General features: G+C 66.8%; 17 protein-coding genes and 1 pseudogene. 17 read left to right on the top strand and 1 reads right to left on the bottom strand.

The genetic code is table 11. From position 1 onward, the window contains the following. Positions 1-110: 110 nt before the first annotated feature. The 15 genes and pseudogenes from mraZ (at position 111) to lpxC (ending at position 17,075) form a co-directional block, all read left to right on the top strand. The gene (mraZ, locus tag NR101_RS06680; protein WP_256774902.1) at positions 111-557 is read left to right on the top strand and encodes a division/cell wall cluster transcriptional repressor MraZ; all 447 of its coding nucleotides are present in this window, start codon (positions 111-113) and stop codon (positions 555-557) included. Positions 558-571: 14 nt separating this feature from the next. Next, complete coding sequence (gene rsmH / locus NR101_RS06685) at positions 572-1,540, top strand: 16S rRNA (cytosine(1402)-N(4))-methyltransferase RsmH (RefSeq protein ID WP_256774903.1); 969 nt, start codon at positions 572-574, stop codon at positions 1,538-1,540. After that, positions 1,537-1,800, top strand: a complete 264-nt coding sequence (ftsL, locus tag NR101_RS06690; RefSeq protein WP_256774904.1) for a cell division protein FtsL — start codon at positions 1,537-1,539, stop codon at positions 1,798-1,800. The genes rsmH and ftsL overlap by 4 nt, the downstream gene beginning before the upstream one ends. Continuing rightward, complete coding sequence (locus tag NR101_RS06695) at positions 1,797-3,641, top strand: penicillin-binding protein 2 (protein ID WP_256774905.1); 1,845 nt, start codon at positions 1,797-1,799, stop codon at positions 3,639-3,641. Before ftsL ends, NR101_RS06695 begins: the two co-directional genes overlap by 4 nt. Next, positions 3,638-5,122 carry a UDP-N-acetylmuramoyl-L-alanyl-D-glutamate--2,6-diaminopimelate ligase gene (locus NR101_RS06700; RefSeq protein ID WP_256774906.1) on the top strand — a complete coding sequence of 495 codons (1,485 nt, stop codon included), beginning with the start codon at positions 3,638-3,640 and terminating at the stop codon, positions 5,120-5,122. Before NR101_RS06695 ends, NR101_RS06700 begins: the two co-directional genes overlap by 4 nt. Then, entirely contained in the window at positions 5,119-6,513 is a 1,395-nt protein-coding gene (gene murF, locus NR101_RS06705) for a UDP-N-acetylmuramoyl-tripeptide--D-alanyl-D-alanine ligase (protein WP_256774907.1), read from the top strand. The genes NR101_RS06700 and murF overlap by 4 nt, the downstream gene beginning before the upstream one ends. Next, on the top strand, positions 6,503-7,588 hold the full coding sequence (gene mraY / locus NR101_RS06710) for a phospho-N-acetylmuramoyl-pentapeptide-transferase (protein WP_256774908.1): 1,086 nt from the start codon (positions 6,503-6,505) through the stop codon (positions 7,586-7,588). Before murF ends, mraY begins: the two co-directional genes overlap by 11 nt. Further along, positions 7,588-8,919 carry a putative lipid II flippase FtsW gene (ftsW, locus tag NR101_RS06715; protein ID WP_256774909.1) on the top strand — a complete coding sequence of 444 codons (1,332 nt, stop codon included), beginning with the start codon at positions 7,588-7,590 and terminating at the stop codon, positions 8,917-8,919. The genes mraY and ftsW overlap by 1 nt, the downstream gene beginning before the upstream one ends. Beyond that, positions 8,916-10,007, top strand: coding sequence for an undecaprenyldiphospho-muramoylpentapeptide beta-N-acetylglucosaminyltransferase (murG, locus tag NR101_RS06720; RefSeq protein ID WP_256774910.1), 1,092 nt, complete (start codon positions 8,916-8,918; stop codon positions 10,005-10,007). The genes ftsW and murG overlap by 4 nt, the downstream gene beginning before the upstream one ends. A 43-nt stretch (positions 10,008-10,050) precedes the next feature. Then, entirely contained in the window at positions 10,051-11,487 is a 1,437-nt protein-coding gene (gene murC, locus NR101_RS06725) for a UDP-N-acetylmuramate--L-alanine ligase (RefSeq protein ID WP_256774911.1), read from the top strand. After that, a complete protein-coding gene (locus NR101_RS06730; protein ID WP_256774912.1) occupies positions 11,484-12,476 on the top strand; it encodes a D-alanine--D-alanine ligase in 993 nt (330 codons plus the stop codon). Before murC ends, NR101_RS06730 begins: the two co-directional genes overlap by 4 nt. Next, a pseudogene (locus tag NR101_RS06735) lies at positions 12,473-13,147 on the top strand (cell division protein FtsQ/DivIB); the annotation flags it as partial. The gene NR101_RS06730 and the pseudogene NR101_RS06735, both read left to right, overlap by 4 nt. A gap of 53 nt (positions 13,148-13,200) precedes the next feature. After that, on the top strand, positions 13,201-14,436 hold the full coding sequence (gene ftsA / locus NR101_RS06740) for a cell division protein FtsA (protein ID WP_017355446.1): 1,236 nt from the start codon (positions 13,201-13,203) through the stop codon (positions 14,434-14,436). Positions 14,437-14,719: 283 nt separating this feature from the next. Next, complete coding sequence (gene ftsZ, locus NR101_RS06745) at positions 14,720-15,952, top strand: cell division protein FtsZ (RefSeq protein ID WP_256774914.1); 1,233 nt, start codon at positions 14,720-14,722, stop codon at positions 15,950-15,952. A 211-nt stretch (positions 15,953-16,163) separates the two neighbouring features. Continuing rightward, entirely contained in the window at positions 16,164-17,075 is a 912-nt protein-coding gene (gene lpxC, locus NR101_RS06750; RefSeq protein ID WP_256774915.1) for a UDP-3-O-acyl-N-acetylglucosamine deacetylase, read from the top strand. A 277-nt stretch (positions 17,076-17,352) separates the two neighbouring features. Here the strand turns inward: lpxC and NR101_RS06755 are convergent, their stop codons facing one another. Further along, on the bottom strand, positions 17,353-17,793 hold the full coding sequence (locus tag NR101_RS06755) for a DUF721 domain-containing protein (RefSeq protein WP_256774916.1): 441 nt from the start codon (positions 17,791-17,793) through the stop codon (positions 17,353-17,355). A gap of 12 nt (positions 17,794-17,805) precedes the next feature. Here NR101_RS06755 and NR101_RS06760 point away from each other — a divergent pair, with 12 nt between their 5' ends. Both NR101_RS06760 and secA read left to right on the top strand, forming a co-directional pair. Continuing rightward, entirely contained in the window at positions 17,806-18,756 is a 951-nt protein-coding gene (locus tag NR101_RS06760; RefSeq protein ID WP_038690496.1) for a M23 family metallopeptidase, read from the top strand. A 168-nt stretch (positions 18,757-18,924) separates the two neighbouring features. After that, complete coding sequence (gene secA / locus NR101_RS06765) at positions 18,925-21,657, top strand: preprotein translocase subunit SecA (RefSeq protein ID WP_256774917.1); 2,733 nt, start codon at positions 18,925-18,927, stop codon at positions 21,655-21,657. Positions 21,658-22,188 lie beyond the last annotated feature (531 nt).

The following is a 22,188-nucleotide window of genomic DNA, read 5'->3' on the forward strand; positions in this document are numbered from 1 at the left end:
GTTGACAACCCAATCGGCACTGCTAAGGTGGGTAACAGAGGCAAAACCGGGTTTTTTGTGGTTTTTCGTGGTTCAATGTTTCATCCGGGCGAAGGAAAGGTGCACGCGTCGTGTTTCAGGGCGAGACGGCCATCACGGTTGACGATAAAGGGCGCATGGCGGTTCCCACCGCGCATCGCGACCTTGTCGCGCGCGTGAGCAACAACCGCCTGGTCCTGACCTACAACCCCTTCGAGTCCGGCTGCCTCTGGCTGTATGCCGAGCAGGAGTGGGAGCGGGTCCGCGACGACGTCATGTCCAAGCCCAACACACAGCGTGTCGTGCGTCTGCTGCAACAGAAGCTGGTCGGTTCGGCCGCGCATCTGGAGCTGGACGGCAACGGTCGCATCAGTATTCCTGCCAGCCACCGCGGTGCCGTTGGCATTGAAAAGAAGGCGGTTCTGCTGGGCATGGGCGACAAATTCGAATTGTGGAGCGAGCAGGCACATCGCGCGTTGATCCAGCAGACGTTGTCTGACGGGGATCTGGGCGATGGGTTGCTCGACCTGAAGTTGTGAGCCGGGGTGCCCGGATGCGCGGAGCAGCGCAGACCGGTCACCTTCCGGTGTCGCAGTCGCCGGCGGGGCACCTGCCGGTTCTGTACACGCAGGTCCTGGATGGCCTGAGGGTGATCGAAAACGGTACGTATCTCGATGGCACGTTTGGTCGTGGTGGTCACGCCCGCGGCGTGCTCGAGCAACTCGGTCCCGGAGGCCGGCTGCTGGTCATGGACAAGGATCCCGAAGCGATTGCGGTTGCCGAGCGCGATTTCGCGCCGGACCCGCGCGTGACGATCTTCCGTGGCAGCTTCGCCGACCTGCTGCATTGGGAGGCCACCGCCGACGGCCTGGACGGGGTGCTGTTCGACCTCGGCGTGTCGTCGCCGCAGCTTGACGTGGCCGAGCGCGGTTTCAGTTTCGGCAAGGACGGCCCGCTGGACATGCGCATGGACCCGGACAGCGGCGAAAGCGCCGCGCAGTGGCTCAACCGTGTTGAAGAGCGCGAGCTGATGGACGTGCTGTGGACCTATGGCGAAGAGCGCCAGGGCCGCCGTATCGCCAAGGCCATCGTGGCCCGCCGCGACAAGCAGCCCTTCACCCGCACCGCCGAATTGGCGGAGCTGATCGGCTCGGTGATGCCGCGTGGCAAGGACAAGATCCACCCGGCCACGCGCAGCTTCCAGGCCATCCGCATCCACATCAACCGTGAACTGGCCGACCTCGAAGCCGGCCTGGACGCGGCGATGGCGCGGCTCAAGCCCGGTGGCCGGCTGGCGGTGATCAGCTTCCATTCGCTGGAAGACCGCATCGTCAAGCAGTTCATGAACCGTCACGCCAAGGCCCCGCCGAGCAATCGCCGGCTGCCCGAGCTGGCCGCGTTCGTGCCGACCCTGGATCTGCACGGCGGCGCGATCAAGGCCGAGGACGACGAGCTGGCGGTCAACCCGCGCTCGCGCAGCGCGGTGCTGCGCGTGGCCGAAAAGCGCGAGGTGGCCGGGTGAGTCGCCTGCTGCTCATCGTGCTGCTGGCCTGCACCATCGCCTCGGCGATCGGGGTGGTGTTCATGCGCCACCGCCACCGTCAGACCTTCATCGAGTTGTCCAAGGTCGAGCGTGCGCGCGATGAGATCAACATCGAATTCGGCCGCCTGCAGCTGGAGCAGGCGACCCTGGCCGAGTCCACCCGGGTCGACCGCGTCGCCCGCGAGAAGCTCGGCATGAAGTTCCCCGAAGCGGCGGACGTGGTGGTGGTACGGCCATGAACAAGTCCGGTCGCAACCGTGCACGCAACAGCTTCAACCTGCGCCAGCGCCTGAAGTGGGTGGGTCTGGCGCTTGGGCTGTGCTCGGTGTCGCTGGTCGGCCGCGCGGCCTATGTGCAGATCATCAACAGCGAGTTCTACCAGCGCCAGGGCGAAGCGCGCTACCTGCGCGAGCTGCCGATCAACACCTCGCGCGGCATGATCACCGACCGCAACGGCGAGCCGGTGGCGGTGTCCACGCCGGTGGCTTCGATCTGGGTCAACCCGCAGGAACTGCTGCGCTCGCAGGACCGCATCCCCGAACTGGCGACCGCGCTGGGCATGCCGCTGGACGAGCTGACCTCCAAGCTGGCGCAGAAGTCGGACAAGGAATTCATGTACCTGCGTCGCCGGATCAATCCGGACGAGGCGGAAAAGGTGGTCGCGCTGAAAATTCCGGGCGTGGCCTCGCAGCGTGAGTTCCGTCGCTTCTACCCGCAGGGTGAGGCGATGGCGCACGTGCTGGGCTTCACCAACATCGACGACCGCGGCCAGGAAGGGCTGGAGCTGGCCTTCGACGAATGGCTGCGCGGCAAGGCCGGCGCCAAGCGGGTGATCCGCAACCGCAAGGGCGACACCGTTGAAAGCGACCTGCTGCGCCCCGCCGAGCCGGGCAAGGACCTGACCCTCAGCATCGACCGCCGCATCCAGTTCCTGGCCTTCAAGGAGCTGCGCAACGCGCTGATCGCCAACAAGGCGGCCGGCGGCTCGATGGTCATCATGGACGTGGCCACCGGCGAAGTGCTGGCCATGGTCAACCTGCCCACCTACAACCCCAATTCGGTTGGCGGTGCGGCCCCGGACACCCGTCGCAACCGCGCGGTGACCGACCTGGTCGAGCCCGGCTCGACCATGAAGCCGTTGACCATCGCCTCGGCGCTGCAATCCGGCGTGGTCACCAAGGACACCACGGTGGACACCAACCCGGGCTACATGTCCGTGGGCCGCTTCACCATCAAGGACGTGCCGCGCAACAACGGCGTGCTCAATGTCACCGGCGTGATCACCCGCAGCTCGAACATCGGCGCGGCCAAGATCGCCGCGAAGATGCCGGACCAGGTCTTCTACGACCACGTCCACAGCTTCGGGTATGGCGTGTCCCCGCATAGCGGATTCCCGGGTGAATCGGCCGGCGTGCTGCCGCGTCCGGCGCGCTGGAGTGGTTCGTCCAAGACCACCATGTCCTACGGCTATGGCCTGAATGTCACGCCGCTGCAGATCGCCACCGCCTACTCGGCGCTGGGCAACGGCGGCAAGCTGATCGCGCCGACCTTCGTCAAGGGCCAGCGCAACGAAGGCAAGCAGATCATCGACGAGAATATCGCCAAGCAGGTCGTGGCGATGATGGAAACCGTGGTCACCCAGGGCGGCGCCAAGCAGGCGGCGGTGCTGGGCTACCACGTGGCCGGCAAGACCGGCACCGCGCGCAAGGCCGGCCCCGGCGGCTACGAGCGCGGGCATTACAACGCGCTGTTCGCCGGTGTGGTGCCGGCCACCAACCCGCGCTTTGCCACGGTCATCGTGATCAACGATCCGCAGGCCGGCAAGTATTACGGCGGCCTGGTGTCCGCCCCGGTGTTCCACAACGTGATGGAAGGCGCGCTGCGCCTGATGGACGTGCCGCCGGATGATATCGAGTCGTGGCTGGCCGCCCAGCAGTCCGGAAAGATGGGTCACGCCGCCTCGGTACTGCCGATGCCGCCGCCGGAAACGGTGATCGCCCCGGACGCCGCCGCCGAATTCGATGCCGCGCTGCCCAGCGCGCACGCCACGGTGCCGCCCCCGCAGGGAGGCACCCAATGAGCCAGACGATGTTGCTTTCGCACCTGCTTCCCGATGTGGCGCTCAGCCACGATCCGTCCATCACCGGCCTGGTGCTGGACAGCCGCGACGTGCGTCCGGGCAATGCCTTCGTGGCGATCGCCGGCTTCGGCGCGCACGGGCTGGGCTTCGTCGACCAGGCGCAGGCCAATGGCGCCGGTGCGATCCTGTTCGACCCGCCGGCCCCGACCGAGCTGCCGGCCCCGGCCGACGCGATCGCCGTGCCGGGCCTGCGCAACCGCATGGGCGCGATGGCCGACCAGTTCCACGGCCGCCCGTCGCGCGCGATGACGATGGTCGGGGTGACCGGCACCAACGGCAAGACCTCCACCGTGCAACTGCTGGCCCAGGCCTGGCACCTGCTTGGTACCCGCAGTGGAAGTATCGGCACGTTGGGCGTGGGTCTTTATGGCCACGTCGTGCCGACCGGCTTCACCACCCCGCTGGTATTGCAGATGCACCAGGTGCTGGCGCAGCTGCGCGATGACGGCGCACAGGCGGTGGCGATGGAAGTCAGCTCGCACGCGCTGGACCAGGGCCGCGTGGACGCCGTGCACTTTGATGTGGCGGTGTTCACCAACCTCACCCGCGATCATCTGGATTACCACGGCGATATGCTCCAGTACGGCGCGGCCAAGGCCAGACTGTTCCACCGCGAGGGCCTCAAGGCGGCGGTGGTCAACCTGGACGACAGCTTCGGCAGCGAACTGCTGCGGACCGTCGAGGCCGGCGTGCGCCAGATCGGGCTGAGCTCGCGCGGCGCGCAGCAGGCCACGCTGCGCGCGGACTCGCTGAAGCTGGATGGCCGTGGCATCGCCTTCGACCTGGTGGTCGATGGCACTCGCCATCCGGTGCAGTCGCCGCTGCTGGGCCGCTTCAACGTGGACAACCTGCTGGCCGTGGCTGGTACGTTGTTCGCCCTCGACCATGCACCGGCCGCGATCGCCGACCTGCTTTCGCAGCTGCAGCCGATCGCCGGGCGCATGAACCGCCTGGGCGGCGAGCACGGCCTGCCCACCGTGGTGGTCGATTACGCACACACTCCCGACGCGCTGGAACAGGCGCTCGGCAGCCTGCACGACCACCTGAGCGGGCGTCTGGTCTGCGTGTTCGGCTGCGGCGGTGAGCGCGACACCGGCAAGCGTCCGCAGATGGCGGCCATCGCCGAGAAACTCGCCGACGTGGTGATCGTCACCGACGACAATCCGCGTGGTGAAGATGGCGACGTGATCGTGGCCGACATCGTCGCCGGCCTGAGTTCGCCCGCTGCCGCCACCGTGCAGCGCGACCGCGCCGCCGCGATCGCCACCGCGATCGGCCTGGCCGGCGCCGGTGACATCGTGCTGATCGCCGGCAAGGGGCATGAGCCCTATCAGGAAGTCCACGGCGTCAAGCATGCCTTCGACGACACCGAGGTCGCCGGTCGCGTGCTGGCGTCGCGGATGCAGGAGGTGGCCCCATGAAGCGCACCCCGCTGTCGCTGATCGCGCATTGGGCCGGTGGCGAGATCCATGGCGATGACACCGCCATCGACGCCATCAGCAACGACACCCGCACGCTTGCCCCCGGCAGCCTGTACGTGGCGCTGCGCGGTGAACGTTTCGACGGCCATGATTTCGCCGCCGACGCGATCGCGCGCGGTGCTTCGGCAATGTTGGTGGAGCGACTGCTCGACCTGCCCGTGCCGCAGATCGTGGTCGCCGACAGCGAACACGCGCTGGGCCGGATCGCCCACGGCATGCAGCGTGACCGCCGCACCGCCGTGTTCGCCATCACCGGCAGCAACGGCAAGACCAGCGTCAAGAGCCTGCTGCTGGCCATCCTGGCACAGGTCGCGCGCGAACAGCACAAGGTCGTCTACGCCAATCCGGGCAACCGCAACAACGAGATCGGGCTGCCGCTGGCGGTGCTCGACGCGCCCGAGGACGCCGACTTCGCCATCTACGAGATGGGGGCCGGCAAGCCGGGCGACATCGCCTACCTCACCGAGATCGTGCGCCCGCACTACGCGCTGGTGAACAACGTCGCCCCGGCCCACCTGGAGCGGATGGGCAGCCTGCAGGGCGTGGCCACCACCAAGGGCGCGATCTACGCCGCGCTGCCGGCCGATGGCGTTGCGGTGATCAATGCCGACGACGCCTTCGGCATCTGGTTCGAACAGCACATCGTCGGCCAGCCGCCGCGCAGCCGTGTGCTGCGCTACGGGCTGGACCACAGCGCCGATGTGTCGGCGCTGGCGATCCGTCCGAGCGCTTCGGGCAGCCAATTCCTGTTGACCAGCCCGCACGGGCAGGTCGAGATCGCCCTGGCCTTGCCGGGTCGGCACAACATCAGCAATGCATTGGCCGCCGCCACGCTGGCGCTGGCCGCCGGTATCGGCCTGGACCAGATCGCCGCGGGCCTGGCCCGCGCCGAACCCGTTCCCGGCCGCCAGATCGCGCACCAGTTGCCCAATGGCGCGGTGCTGATCGATGACAGCTACAACGCCAATCCCGGCTCGCTGGCCGCGGCGATCGATGCGCTGGCCGGCGGCAAGGCCGAGGGCTGGCTGGTGCTGGGCGACATGCGCGAACTCGGCCCGGACGGCGAGGCGCTGCACGCCCAGGCCGGGCGCCGCGCGCGCGATGCCGGGCTCAAGCGCCTGTACACGCTGGGCACGCTCAGTGCGGCCGCATCGACCGCGTTCGGCGAGGGCGGGCGGCACTTCACCGACCACGACACGCTGGCCGCCGCGCTAGGCGACGAACTGCATGCTGGCGTGCGCTGCCTGGTCAAGGGTTCGCGCGGCAGTGCCATGGACAAAATTGTAAAAGCGCTGCTGGCGCGAGGAGAGGAAAGCCCCAATGTTGCTTGAACTGGCCCGATGGTTGCAGCAGTTGGAGAGCCTGTTCGGGCTGTTCGGCTATCTGACTCTGCGCGGCATCCTCGCTGCGCTGACCGCGCTGTTCCTGTCGCTGTGGCTGGGCCCGGCGATGATCCGCAAGCTGGCCCAGTTCAAGGGCGGCCAGCCGATCCGCACCGACGGGCCGCAGACCCACTTCTCCAAGGCCGGCACGCCGACCATGGGCGGTTCGCTGATCCTGCTGACCATCACCCTGTCGGTGCTGCTGTGGGCCGACCTGCGCAACCGCTACGTGTGGGTCGTGCTGGCGGTGATGCTGTGCTTCGGCGCCATCGGCTGGTACGACGACTGGATCAAGATCGTGCGCCGCGACCCGAACGGCCTGAAGTCGCGCTGGAAGTACCTGCTGCAGTCAATCTTCGGCCTGGCCGCCGGGCTGTTCCTGTTCTACACCGCCGATGTCCCGGCGGCGTTGACCTTCTACATCCCGATGTTCAAGTCGGTGGCGTTGCCGCTGGCCGGGATCAGCTTCGTGGCCATCGCCTACTTCTGGATCGTGGGCTTCTCCAACGCGGTCAACCTGACCGACGGCCTGGATGGCCTGGCGATCATGCCGACCGTGCTGGTGGCCTGCGCGCTGGGCGTGTTCGCCTACGCCTCGGGCAACGTGGTGTTCTCCAGCTACCTGCAGATCCCGCAGATTCCCGGCGCCGGTGAACTGGTGATCATCTGCGCGGCGATTGCCGGCGCAGGCCTGGGCTTCCTGTGGTTCAACACCTATCCGGCCATGGTCTTCATGGGCGATATCGGCGCGCTGGCGCTGGGTGCGGTGCTGGGCACCATCGCGGTGATCACCCGCCAGGAACTGGTGCTGGTGATCATGGGCGGCGTGTTCGTCATCGAGACCCTGTCGGTGATGATCCAGGTGGCCTCGTTCAAGCTCACCGGCAAGCGCGTGTTCCGCATGGCCCCGATCCACCACCACTTCGAGCTGAAGGGCTGGCCGGAGCCGCGCGTGATCGTGCGCTTCTGGATCATCTCGGTGGTGCTGGTGCTGATCGGCCTGGCCACGTTGAAGGTCCGCTGATGAATGATCTGTCGCGCCAGGCAACCCGCCTTGAAGCCATCGGAGGCCACTTCGACAAGTGGCTGCTGGGCGCGATCATCACGCTCACCGGGCTGGGCGTGGTGATGGTCGCGTCCAGCTCGATCGCGTTGATGAGCAGTCCGTTCTACTACCTCAACCGCCACTTGATCTTCCTGGCGGTGGGTATCGTGCTGGCCATCATCGCCATGCGCACCGAGCTCAAGACCATCGAGCAGTACAACCAGGTGCTGCTGCTGGGCTGCTTCGCCCTGCTGGTGGTGGTGTTCATCCCCGGCCTGGGCAGCAGCGTCAACGGTGCCCGCCGCTGGATCAACCTGGGCTTCTCCAAGTTCCAGACCGTCGAAGCGGTCAAAGTGCTCTACATCGTGTGGCTGTCCAGCTACCTGGTGCGCTTCCGCGACGAGGTCAACGCAACCTGGCCGGCGATGCTCAAGCCGCTCGGCGTGGCCGGTGCGCTGGTGGTGCTGTTGCTGCTGCAGCCGGACTTCGGCTCGTCGACCCTGCTGCTGGCGATCACCGCCGGCATGCTGGTGCTGGGCGGGGTGAACCTGCCGCGCATGTCGATGCCGATCGTGTTCGGCCTGGTGGCGATGAGCGCGCTGGCGATCATCGAACCCTACCGGATGCGCCGCATCACCTCCTTCTGGGACCCGTGGGCCGACCAGCAGGGCGACGGCTACCAGCTGTCGAACGCGCTGATGGCCGTGGGCCGCGGCGAATGGACCGGCGTGGGCCTGGGCAACTCGGTGCAGAAGCTCTACTACCTGCCCGAAGCGCACACCGACTTCATCTTCTCGGTCACCGCCGAAGAACTGGGCTTCCTCGGTACCTGCCTGATCGTGGGCCTGTACGCGCTGCTGGCCGGCCGCGCGTTCTGGATCGGCATGCGCTGCGTGGAAATGAAGCGGCACTTCTCCGGCTACATCGCCTTCGGCATCGGCCTGTGGGTGAGCATGCAGAGCTTCGTCTCGATCGGGGTCAACCTCGGCATCCTGCCGACCAAGGGCCTGACCCTGCCGCTGATCTCCGCCGGCGGTTCCAGCGTGCTGATGACCTGCGTGGCGATGGGCCTGCTGCTGCGCGTGTCCTATGAACTGGATCGCGCCGAGCGCCGCCAGGCCGTGCGCATGCACGCAGCCGAAGGCGAGGAGCCGATCGCCGCCGAGCCGGGCAGGGCGCCGAGCGCGTCGGCCGTGGCGGCTGCCATGCAGGAAAGTACCCCGCGCGACGGCACCCCCCGTGACAGCTCGCCACGGGGCACCAGCCGCATGCAGCAGCGCATCGAACCGACCCTGGGGAGGATGGGATGAGCACTCGCCCGACTTCTTCCCCGCGTCCGGTGATGATCATGGCTGGCGGCACCGGTGGGCACATCTTCCCCGGCCTGGCCGTGGCCGGGGTGCTGCGCGCGCGCGGCATTCCGGTGACCTGGCTGGGCAGCGACGGCGGCATGGAAACGCGCCTGGTGCCGCCGCACGACATCCACATCGATACGCTGGCCATCAGTGGCCTGCGTGGCAAGGGCAAGCTGGCCCTGCTCGCCGCACCGGCACGCCTGCTGCGTGCGGTGCGCGCGGCCGGCTTCCTGATCCGCGACCGCCAGCCGCGCGCGGTGATCGCCTTCGGCGGCTTCGCCTCCGGCCCGGGCGGCCTGGCCGCGCGCCTGCATGGTCTGCCGCTGCTCGTGCACGAGCAGAACCGCGCGCCGGGCCTGACCAACCGCGTCCTGTCGCGCTTCGCGCGCCGCGTGCTGACCGGTTTCCCGGGCAGCTTCGCCCAGCGCGAGGAAGCGGTGGGCAACCCGGTGCGTGCCGAGATCGCCGCGATCACACCGCCTGACATGCGCCTGGCCAACCGCCAGGGACCGCTGCGCCTGCTGGTGCTCGGCGGCAGCCAGGGCGCGCGCGCATTGAACAACGCGGTGCCGCAGGCGCTGGCAGCACTGGGCAGCCGCGTCGCTATCGAGGTGCGCCACCAGAGCGGTGAGAAGCTGCATGCCGAAGCGCTGGCGGCTTACCGCGATGCCGGTGTCGAGGCGCGCGTGGAGGCCTTCATCGCCGACATGGCCGAGGCCTTCGCCTGGGCCGACCTGGTGGTGTGCCGTTCCGGCGCCTCGACCCTGGCCGAGCTGTGCGCGGTCGGTGTCGGCAGCGTGCTGGTGCCCTTCGCCGCCGCCGTCGACGATCACCAGACCCGCAATGCGGAGTATCTGGTCGAGCGCGGCGCGGCCGTGTTGCTGAAGCAGGATGAAACGCTGGCCACGCATCTTGAAGGCGTGCTGCGCGAATTGTCCGAAAATTCCGCCCGACGCATGCAGATGGCCAATGCCGCGCGTGCCCTGGCCAAGGTCGATGCCGCAGAGCGCATCGCCGACATCATCCTCGAGGAATCCAAATGAAGACCGCTATGCGCCACCGCGCACGCCTGACGCGAGGCCGCGCATGATCCGTCGCCTGCACGACACCAACGACCTGGTGCGCGCCTTCCCGCGCGTGCACTTCGTCGGCATCGGCGGCACCGGCATGAGCGGCATCGCCGAAGTGATGCTGACCCTGGGCTATGAAGTGTCCGGTTCGGACAACGCCGACAACGCCGCGACCCGTCGCCTGGCCAGCCTCGGTGCGCGCGTGATGCGCGGCCATTCGGCGGCCAACGTGCTCGGCACCGACTGCGTGGTGGTGTCCAGTGCGATCCGCGATGACAACCCCGAGCTGATGGAAGCGCGCAGCCAGCGCATTCCGATCATGCCGCGTGCGGCCATGCTGGCCGAACTGATGCGCTTCCGCCGCGGCATCGCGGTGGCCGGTACCCACGGCAAGACCACCACCACCAGCCTCACGGCCGCGGTGCTGAGCGAAGGCGGGCTGGACCCGACCTTCGTGATCGGTGGCCAGCTGCTGGCCGCAGGTGCCAACGCCAAGCTGGGCAGTGGCCAGTGGCTGGTGGCCGAAGCCGATGAAAGCGATGGCAGCTTCCTGCGCCTGAACCCGCTGGTGTCGGTGATCACCAACATCGATTCGGATCACCTGGAAAACTACGGCAACGATTTCGCCCGCGTCCAGGCCGCCTTTGCCGAGTTCCTGCAGCGCCTGCCGTTCTACGGCCTGGCCGTGCTGTGCATCGACGATCCGGAAGTGGCCGCGCTGGCCGCACAGACCCCGCGCCATGTCATGAGCTATGGCATGAGCAGCAACGCCGACGTGCGCGCCGAGGACGTGGTCCAGGATGGACCGCGCATGCGCTTCACCCTGCGCCTGCCCGAAGGCAGCAGCTACCCGGTCACGCTGGCGCTGCCGGGCGCGCACAACGTGCTCAACGCGCTGGCCGCCGCCGCCGTGGGCTGGCAGCTGGGCGTCGCCCCCGACGCCATTGCCCGCGCGCTGGAAAGTTTTGCCGGCATCGGCCGCCGCTTCAATGACCTGGGCATCGTCACCACCCACACCGGTGCCCGTGTGCGTCTGATCGACGACTACGGTCACCACCCGCGCGAGCTGGCGGCGGTGTTCGCGGCCGCCCGTGGCGGCTGGCCGGACCAGCGCCTGGTGGTGGCGTTCCAGCCGCACCGCTACAGCCGTACCCGCGACCAGTTCGATGCCTTTGCCGCGGTGCTGTCCGAAGTGGACGCGCTGGTGCTGAGCGAGGTCTACCCGGCCGGCGAAGCGCCGATCCCGGGCGCCGACTCGCGCTCGTTGGCGCGCGCCATCCGTGCGCGCGGCCGCAGCGAGCCGGTCGTGGTGGGCCATACCGCCGAGCTGTCGCACGTGCTGCCCGACGTGCTGCAGGACGGCGACCTGCTGCTGCTGATGGGCGCCGGCGACATCGGCCACGTGGCGCAGCTGATCGCAACCGAAGGATTCACGGAGACCCCGGCGGCATGAACCCGATCTTCTTCCCGTCGCTGCGTGTCACCGACCCGGCCGTGTTCGGCCGCGTCGCGGTGCTGCTTGGCGGTACCTCCAGCGAACGCGAGGTGTCGCTCGACTCGGGCCGCAACGTGATCGCCGCGCTGCGCGCGCGCGGCGTCGACGCGGTGGCCGTGGACGGCATCCCGGCGCTGGCGCTGGCGCTGGTGGAAAAGCGCTTCGACCGGGTGTTCAACATCCTGCACGGCCACAACGGCGGCGGTGAGGACGGCATCGTGCAGGGGCTGATGGACGCCTTCGGCGTGCCGTACACCGGCTCCAAGGTGCTCGGCTCTGCGCTGAGCATGGACAAGATCCGCACCAAGCAGGTGTGGTTGTCGCTAGGCCTGCCCACGCCGCGCTACGTCAAGCTGGTGGAGGGCGTGGACGTGCACGCCGCCGCTGCCGAACTCGGCCTGCCGGTGGTGGTCAAGCCCGCCAATGAAGGCTCCAGCGTGGGCATCAGCCGGGTCACCGACGCCGCCGGCCTGGCCGACGCCGTGGCCCTGGCCGCGCGCTACGACGGCCAGCTGCTGATGGAACAGATGGTGGTGGGCGACGAACTCACCGTGGCGATCCTGGGCGACCAGGCCCTGCCGTCGATCCGTATCGTGCCCAAGGGCCAGTGGTACGACTACAACGCCAAGTACATCGCCGAGGACACCCAGTACCTGTGCCCCGGCCTGGACGGCGATGACGAAGCCGACATCCGCCGCATCGCGCTGGCCGCCTTCCAGGCCGCCGGTTGCCACGGCTGGGGTCGGGTGGACGTGATGCGCGACCGCGACAGCGGCCGCTTCTACCTGCTGGAAGTGAACACCGCGCCGGGCATGACCAGCCACTCGCTGGTACCCAAGGCTGCCGCGCAGGCTGGCATCGGCTTCGAGGAACTGGTCTGGCGCGTGCTGGAACAGACCCTGCCGACCCACCTGCAGGACCTGGACAGGGAGCGTGCCCACGCATGAACGCGGTGCTGCGCATCTTCGTCTGGTTGCTGGCCCTGTCGGTCGTAGCGCTGCCCGTGGTGGCGGTGCTCAACGGCTGGGTCGGTGCCGAACGCTGGCCGCTGGCCAAGCTGCGCGTGCACGCCGAGTTCAAGCGGGTGCCGGCCGAACAGCTGCAGCAGGTTGTGCTGCCCTATGCCAAAGCCGGGTTTTTCGCGGTCAAGCTGCAGGATGCGCAGGACGCCATCGAAAAGCTGCCGTGGGTGGAAAGCGCGCAGGTGCGCAAGCAGTGGCCGGACGTGCTGGAAATCAGCCTGGTCGAGCACAAGCCGTTCGCGCGCTGGGGCCAGGACCGCCTGCTGTCCGAGCAGGGCAAGCTGTTTGCCACCCCCAAGAAACTGCAGGACCTGCAGCTGCCCGACCTGGACGGCCCGGACTCGCAGACCGAAGAAGTGGTGGCGCTCTACAACGATGCACGTGCGCTGTTTGCGCCGGCCGGGGTGGACGTCAAGCGGGTCACCATGGATGCCCGCGGCAGCTGGTCGCTGCTGCTCAGCAACGGCACCGAAGTGGTGGTCGGCCGCGATGACGCGCGCTCGCGCCTGCAGCGGTTCGTGCGCGTGCTGCCACAGCTGGCCAACCCGCAGGCGCCGATCGAACGCGCCGACCTCCGATATACCAATGGCTTCACGCTGAGCTGGGGTACCCCGGCCGCAACCGCGCCGAAACCGGCGCAGGACAGGACATGAATCGCAAGGGTGACAAATCACTGATCGTCGGACTGGATATCGGCACCTCCAAGGTGGTGGCGCTGGTCGGCGAGTATTCGCCGGGCAATCCGATCGAGGTCATCGGCATCGGCTCGCACGAATCGCGCGGGCTCAAGCGCGGCGTGGTGGTGGATATCGAATCGACGGTGCAGTCCATCCAGCGCGCGGTCGAAGAGGCCGAGCTGATGGCCGGCTGCGAAATCCGCTCGGTGTATGCCTCGATCTCCGGCAACCACGTGCAGTGCAAGAACTCGCCGGGCATCGTGCCGATCCGCGACGGTGAAGTGACCTGGGGCGACCTGGACCGCGTGCTCGATGCGGCCAAGGCCGTGGCGATCCCGGCCGACCAGAAGATCCTGCACGCGATCCCGCGCGAGTACGTGCTGGACGATTCGCAGGAAGGCATCCGCAACCCGGTCGGCATGACCGGCGTGCGCCTGGAGGTGCACGCGCACCTGGTGGTGTGCGCGCAGTCGGCCGCGGCCAACATCTCCAAGTGCGTGCAGCGCTGCGGCCTGCAGGTCGACGATCTGGTGCTGTCTTCGCTGGCCTCCAGCGTGGCCGTGCTGACCGCCGACGAGCGCGAGCTGGGCGTGGTGCTGGTCGACATGGGCGCCGGCACCACCGACCTGGCCGTGTTCGTGCAGGGCGCGATCTGCCACACCGCGTCGCTGCCGATCGCCGGTGACCACGTCACCAACGACATCGCGCACATGCTGCGCACCCCGACCCCGGAAGCCGAACAGATCAAGGTGCGCTACGCGTGCGCCCTGGCCCAGCTGGCCACCGCCGAGGAGAGCATCCAGGTGCCCAGCGTCGGCGATCGTCCGCCGCGCCGGATGCCGCGCCACGCGCTGGCCCAGGCAGTGCAGGGCCGTTACGAGGAAATCTTCGAGATGGTGCAGGCCGAACTGCGCCGTTCCGGTTTCGAGGAACTGGTGCGTGCCGGCATGGTGCTCACCGGGGGTGCCTCGAAGATGGAAGGCGTGGTCGAACTGGCCGAGGAAATGCTGCAGATGCCGGTACGCGTTGGCATTCCGCAGCACGTTACCGGGCTGGGCGAAGTGGTCGGCAATCCGGTCCACGCCACCGGCGTAGGCCTGCTGCTGATGGGCAGCCAGATCGAACACCCGCGCCGTCCGTCGCTGCCCACCGGGCGCGCCGGCAGCATGTTCAAGAAACTCAAGACCTGGTTCCGCGGCGAATTCTGAGCGCGGTACTGACACGCAGTACACATGCAACACGCGATAAGCAGTTCCCGAAAATTCCACGCAGTCCACGCACCACCGGCAACACCACGCAGTGCGATGTAACTGGAACACAGGCAACACCGCGGCCCCCCGGCCGTTCATTGAAGCAGGCAACACGGCCGCAACCGGTGCGAACCGGCCAGGGCAAACCAACTACAACTCGCCGGCACGACGGTGGGGGAGGACAGGAGAAGGAATCTCCAACGCCCCCGTCCCGCGTAAACGGCATCAAGAGGACACGGACATGGCGCATTTCGAACTGATTGAAAAGATGGCACCCAATGCGGTGATCAAGGTGATCGGCGTGGGCGGCGGCGGCGGCAACGCGGTGGCGCACATGGTCAGCACCAGTGTGGACGGCGTGGAATTCATCACCGCCAACACCGACTCGCAGGCCATCAAGAATTGCGGTGCCAAGCTGCAGCTGCAGCTGGGTACCAACGTCACCAAGGGCCTGGGCGCCGGCGCGAATCCGGAAGTGGGCCGCCAGGCCGCGCTGGAAGACCGCGAGCGCATCATGGATGCCCTGCAGGGTGCGGACATGGTGTTCATCACCGCCGGCATGGGCGGCGGCACCGGCACCGGCGCCGCGCCGGTGGTTGCACAGCTGGCCAAGGAGATGGGCATCCTGACCGTCGCCGTGGTCACCAAGCCGTTCCCGTTCGAAGGCCGTCGCCGCATGCAGGTCGCGCTGAAGGGCATCGAGGAACTGAGCCAGCATTGCGATTCGCTGATCACCATCCCCAACGAAAAGCTGATCACCGTGCTGGGCCGCAACGCCACCATGATCCAGGCCTTCCGTGCCGCCAACGACGTCCTCCAGGGCGCCGTGCAGGGCATCGCCGACCTGATCGTGCGTCCGGGCCTGATCAACGTCGACTTCGCCGACGTGCGCACCGTCATGTCCGAAATGGGCCTGGCGATGATGGGCACCGGCACCGCCCGTGGCGATGACCGCGCCCAGGCCGCCGCCGAAGCCGCCATCCAGAACCCGCTGCTGGACGATGTGAACCTGGCCGGTGCCAACGGCATCCTGGTCAACATCACCGCCGGCGCCGACTTCACCATGGCCGAGTTCGACGAGATCGGCCGCACCATCGATGGCTTCGCTTCCGAAGACGCCACCGTGGTGGTCGGTACCGTGCTGGATCCGGACATGCAGGACGAAGTCCGCGTGACCGTGGTCGCCACCGGCCTGAACCGTGCCGTGGCTGCCAAGACCCAGCGTCCGGGCGAGCGCGCGCCGATCAAGCTGGTCCGCAACGCCACCACCGGCCAGCCGGAGTTCGGCGAGTTCGACACCGGCGGCGATGCCGTGTCCAAGGCCGTCGGCGGCATGGGCATGGGGATGGGCCTGCGTCGTCCCAGCGCGGACACCGTGGCTCCGTCGGCGCCGTCGTCCTCGGGCCCCGCGGCTGCTGAACTGCCCAACGATTACCTGGACATCCCGGCGTTCCTGCGCCGCCAGGCGGACTGACGCGTGCATGCCGGGGTCTTGTCCTCCCCGGTTGACGCCTCCATGTCCCTTGCTGCCGGGCCAGGATCGGCCCGGCAGTCTGCCGCCTTCGTGCCTCGGCACGTGTGTGCGGCGCTGCCCGTTTTTCGGTTCAGAAAGGGGTAGTGGTAGTGCGTGTTATTCTTGTTTGTCACCGTCGCGCTGACCGCGCGCTTTCCCGGTCCTGCTCCCCATGATTCCGCAACGAACCCTCAAGAACACGATCCGCGCCACCGGCGTTGGCCTGCACAGCGGTGACAAGGTCTACATGACCCTGCGCCCGGCACCGGTCAACCATGGCATCGTGTTCCGACGGGTCGATCTGGAACCGGTGGTGGAAGTGCCCGCGCGCGCGGACCTGGTCACCGAAGTCACCCTGTGCACCGGGCTGACCTACCACGACGCCAAGATCCAGACCGTCGAACACCTGATGTCGGCCCTGGCCGGCCTGGGCGTGGACAACATCATCGTGGAACTGTCCTCGGCCGAGCTGCCGATCATGGACGGCTCTTCCGGTCCGTTCGTGTTCCTGCTGCAGTCGGCAGGCATCGCCGAGCAGGACGCACCCAAGCGCTTCATCCGCATTCTCAAGACCGTGGAAGTGACCGAAGGCGACAAGGTCGCCCGCTTCGAGCCCTATGAGGGCTACAAGCTCGGTTTCACCATCCAGTTCGATCATCCGATGATCCCGGCCAAGCAGTCCCGCGCCGAGATCGAGTTCTCCACGGCCGCCTACACCAAGGAAATCTCCCGCGCGCGCACCTTCGGCTTCATGCGCGACCTGGAGTACATGCGCGAGCGCAACCTGGGTCTGGGCGGGTCGATGGACAACGCCATCGTGCTCGACGAATTCCGTGTGCTCAACGACGACGGCCTGCGCTACGCCGACGAGTTCGTGCGGCACAAGATCCTCGACGCGATCGGCGACCTGTACCTGGCCGGTGGCCAGGTGCTGGGTGCCTACGAAGGCTTCAAGTCCGGCCATGCGCTCAACAACAAGCTGGTGCGGGCCCTGATGGCCGATGCCAGCGCCTGGGAGTGGGTCAGCTATGACGCGGCGGCGGCCACGGCCCCGGTCGTTTACAGTGTCCCGGCCTACGCCTGATCTTCCGCAACCCATTGAATGTATTGAAAAACAAACGGCGCCCAAGGCGCCGTTTAGCGTTTCGGGGTCGAACCCGCTGGTTTCTTGACGTCGATGAACCATTGGCCGACGTGGGTCACGGATTTGTGAACCTGATCGAGGTTCTTGCTGAATTTAACGCAAATTTAATAAAAGACTAACGACTGGGCGACGTTCCGCGGCTACGATGCAGGCCGGTTCCCTGACAAGTTCACATGTTCGTGACGCGTCGGGGAAGGGGCCGGATGCCCCGATGCCTTCAGGATTTGGAGAGGTCCATGTCCTTCAGGCAAGCCAACGCGTCGCGTAGCCCTTTGTGCGTGGCGGCTGAAACTGCGTGGGGGCCATTCCGGTTGTCAACCGCTGGGGAGCGGGGAGGAGGGGCAGGCGCAGTTTTGACGGTCACCTTGGTGACCTTCAGCCCGATGGACCGGGCCGCGTCGATCAACTGTGCTTCGGCAAGCCGCAACCTGGCGTGCCACACGGGGGAGTCGACGAGAAAAACGAGGTGCTCGCCGTTTACATTCGCCAGCCGGCAACGGGTGGCCAGTGCAGGCGGTAAATGGGGGCGTAACTGACGGTCCAGCGCGTCGAGCCACAAGGCGCGGCGCAGCGGGTTACCGGCTTTATCCGCCATCACCGCATCCAGCGCCGGCTTCGGCGTTGATGGGGAACGGGCACTGGATTTCGGCTCAGACATGAAAACTCACTGATGGCATTCAAAAAGATCGTAATCAAAACGCGTGAAGGAAAGGCCAAGACGCCGCTGGCGCGTTTGCGTTTCTACTTCGAGGATTCACCCCGGGCCCTGCTGGGCAGTGTGCTGGGGGTAGGCTGCCTGATCGGCTTCGGTGCCGGTATCGGTGGCAGCATGTTCAACGATTCCCGGCTCCACGCCAAGGTCGCCCAGCAGGAACGCGAGCTGGCGCAGGCCCAGAAAGACGCCCAGACCCAGGTCAACGCGCTGGCAGCGCGGATGGGTGAACTGCAGGCGCAGGCCACCCGTCTCAACGCCCTGGGCGAACGGCTCACCCAGATGGGCAAGCTGGAGGACGGCGAATTCGACTTCAACGAGACCCCCGGCCTCGGTGAAGGCGAGCCCGGCCCCACCCAGGACATCCCGGTCAGCGCGGTCAACGCCGACTTACAGGTGCTGGAGCAGCGCTTCGCTGCTTCAGGCCGCCAGCTGTCGGTGATGGAATCGCTGATGTTCGACCATCAGCTCGAGCAGAATGCGGTGCCCGGCCGCATGCCGATCCGCAATACCTACATCACCTCCAACTTCGGCACCCGCAGCGATCCGTTCGGTCGCGGTGCGGCCACCCACAAGGGCATGGACTTCCATGCCAAGGTCGGTGACCCGGTGATGTCGGTGGCCGACGGCGTGGTCAGCTTCGCCGGCGTGAAGGGCGGCTACGGCAACGTGGTCGACGTGGACCACGGCAACGGCTATGTGACCCGCTACGCGCACAACTCGCGCCTGGTGGTGAAGCCGGGCGACCTGGTCCGGGCCGGTCAGGAAGTGGCCAAGGCCGGTTCCACGGGCCGTTCCACCGGTGCCCACGTGCACTTCGAGGTGTGGGAGCGAGGCCAGGTGGTCAACCCGCGCAAGTTCCTCGGTGACGGCGGCAATACCCCGGTCGGGCGCGTTTCGCGCGGCTGATCGCGGATTTTCGCTTCGGAAGGGGGTGCTTGAAACGCCAGGCCCCCGACCCAAGCTACAATGGGTGTTGCCATAGACAGGGCGCAGTGCGCCCTGTTTCGTTTGCGGCGGACGATTCCCCCGGGGGAGCGTCGCCGTTGGGGCGTCTCATTCCAACCGGTTCCTTCAATGATCAACAGCCTGCTTACCCGCGTCTTCGGCAGTCGTAATGAACGACAGCTGCGCCAGCTCAACCGCATCGTCGCCAAGGTCAATGCGTTGGAGCCGGAAATCGAAAAGCTCTCCGACGAGCAGCTCAAGGCCAAGACCCCGGAGTTCAAGCAGCGCATCGCTGACGGTGAAGCCCTGGACAAGGTGCTCCCGGAAGCGTTCGCGGTCTGCCGTGAAGCCAGCCGCCGCGTGCTCGGCATGCGCCACTATGATGTCCAGCTGATCGGCGGCATGGTCCTGCACCTGGGCAAGATCGCCGAAATGCGCACCGGTGAAGGCAAGACCCTGGTCGCCACGCTGCCGGTGTACCTCAACGCGCTGGAAGGCAAGGGCGTCCACGTCGTCACCGTCAACGACTACCTGGCACGCCGTGACTCGGCGCAGATGGGCAAGCTGTACAACTGGCTTGGCCTGAGCGTGGGCGTGGTGTACCCGGGCATGCCGCACGGCGACAAGCGCGAGGCCTATGCCAGCGACATCACCTACGGCACCAACAACGAATTCGGCTTCGACTACCTGCGCGACAACATGGCGCTGTCCCGCGCCGACCGCTACCAGCGCGGCCTGCACTACGCCATCGTCGATGAAGTCGACTCGATCCTGATCGACGAAGCGCGCACCCCGCTGATCATCTCCGGCCCGGCCGATGATTCCCCGGAGCTGTATATCCGCGTCAACCGCGTCGTCCCGCACCTGATCAAACAGGAAGCCGAGGAAGGCGAGGGCGATTTCTGGGTCGATGAAAAGGGCAAGCAGGTCCACCTGTCCGAAGCGGGCATGGAGCACGCCGAAGCGCTGCTGGTCGAGGCGGGCATCCTCAACGCCGAGACCGAAGGCCTGTACGCCGCGCAGAACCTGACCGTGGTGCACCACCTCAATGCCGCCCTGCGCGCGCATGCCATCTACCAGCGCGACGTCGATTACATCGTGCGCGATGGCGAAGTGGTGATCGTCGATGAGTTCACCGGCCGTACCCTGGCCGGCCGTCGCTGGTCCGATGGCCTGCACCAGGCGGTGGAAGCGAAGGAAGGCGTGCCGGTCCAGCGCGAGAACCAGACGCTGGCCAGCATCACCTTCCAGAACCTGTTCCGCATGTACAAGAAGCTGTCCGGCATGACCGGTACGGCCGATACCGAAGCCTACGAATTCCAGAGCATCTACAACCTGGAAGTGGTGGTCATCCCGACCAACCGCCCGACCATCCGCAAGGACGGTTCGGACCAGGTGTTCCTCAACCGCAACGGCAAGTTCAACGCGGTGCTGGCCGACATCCAGGCCTGCAACGAGCGCGGCCAGCCGGTGCTGGTGGGCACCACCTCGATCGAAACCTCGGAAATGCTGTCCGAGCACCTGCGCAAGGCCGGTGTGCACCACGAGGTGCTCAACGCCAAGCAGCATGATCGCGAAGCAACCATCATCGCCAACGCCGGCATGCCCGGTGCTGTGACCATCGCCACCAACATGGCCGGTCGCGGTACCGACATCGTGCTGGGCGGTTCGCTGGAAGCGCAGCTGCACGAGCTGGGCGAAGACGCCAGCGACGCGCAGCGCGCCCAGGTCAAGGCCGAGTGGCAGGCCCGCCATGAAGTGGTCAAGGCCGCCGGCGGCCTGCACATCGTGGGCACCGAGCGCCACGAATCGCGTCGTATCGACAACCAGCTGCGTGGCCGTTCCGGCCGTCAGGGCGATCCGGGTTCGTCCCGCTTCTACCTGTCGCTGGAAGACAACCTGATGCGCATCTTCGCCTCGGACTGGGTCCAGAAGGCGATGCGCATGATGGGCATGAAGGAAGACGACGTCATCGAGGACCGCCTGGTCAGCCGCCAGATCGAGAAGGCGCAGCGCAAGGTGGAAGCGCACAACTTCGACATCCGCAAGAACCTGCTGGACTTCGACGACGTCAACAACGACCAGCGCAAGGTGATCTACGCCCAGCGCGATGAACTGCTCGATGCGGAGTCGGTGAAGGAAAACGTCGACGGTATCCGTGGCGATGTGATCTACGACATCGTGGCGCGCTTCGTGCCGCCGAACTCGATCGACGAGCAGTGGGACCTGAAGGGTCTGGAAGCCACGCTGGAGTCGGATCTGGGCGTACAGATGGACCTGGTGGGGCTGGTCAAGCTTCACGAGGAACTGGACGCCGAAGCGATCGCCGAGAAGGTCCAGGCGCGCGTCGACGAACACTTCGCCGAGAAGGAAGCCGGCGTGGGCGATGAGACCATGCGCGCACTGGAGAAGCACGTGATGCTGACCGTGCTCGACCAGAGCTGGAAGGAGCATCTGGCACGCATGGATTACCTGCGCCAGGGCATCTACCTGCGCGGTTATGCGCAGAAGCAGCCCAAGCAGGAATACAAGAAGGAAGCGTTCGAGCTGTTCTCGGAAATGCTGGAGAACGTCAAGCGCGAAGTGGTGACCCTGCTGGCGCGCGTGCGCATCCGCAGCGAAGAGGAAGTGGCCGCGCTGGAAGCTGCCGAGCGCCAGCAGGTGGAAGCCCGTCTGCTGCAGTCGCAGTTCCAGCATCAGGACGCTGGCAGCTACAGCGCCGACGAAGAGGCCGCGCAGGTCGAAGCGTCGCAGAACGGCGTAGCGCAGGTGCGGCTGGACGAGCCCAAGGTCGGTCGTAACGATCCGTGCCCGTGCGGCAGCGGCAAGAAGTACAAGCACTGCCACGGTCAGTTGACCTGACCTGATCTGACGCACGCTGAAAAAGCCCCGCGGATGCGGGGCTTTTTTTTGGGTTTTTTCTCATTGCGCATGGAAAGCACGTGGCGTGCTTCGAACTTTTCCAGACGTGGCCGTCGGTGGGTCGGGCGCTGGGCCCCATGCCCTTTCCGGCGACGCCCCCGGCCGCGTGCGGCCTCCGCCTTTATTTCGCCTCCAAGGGCATGGGGCCCAGCGCCCGACCCACCGACCAAGGCCAGAAAAGCCTGGCTTCCCCCTGCTTACCGCAAGCCGAGCCCCGTAGCGGCCGGTAGGCTCTTGGGCAAAATCAAGGAGGAGGCCGCAGGCCGGGGGACATTTGCACCAGGGGTCTACCGGCCGCTACGGGGCCCTCACGCGCGCGACAATCCTGATCGGAGGCGCCACAGATCCTCATCGCGCCGGGACCACCGAGTCACATGCGTATCGCCGTGTACCTCTGAGCAACAAGACGCTGCTTCCATTTGGCAGAAGAACTCTTTTGTTCTTGTTCCAAAGCGCGCTGCATCGCACTGC

Source organism: Stenotrophomonas sp. Ste86, assembly GCF_024519465.1.
GTDB lineage: Bacteria > Pseudomonadota > Gammaproteobacteria > Xanthomonadales > Xanthomonadaceae > Stenotrophomonas.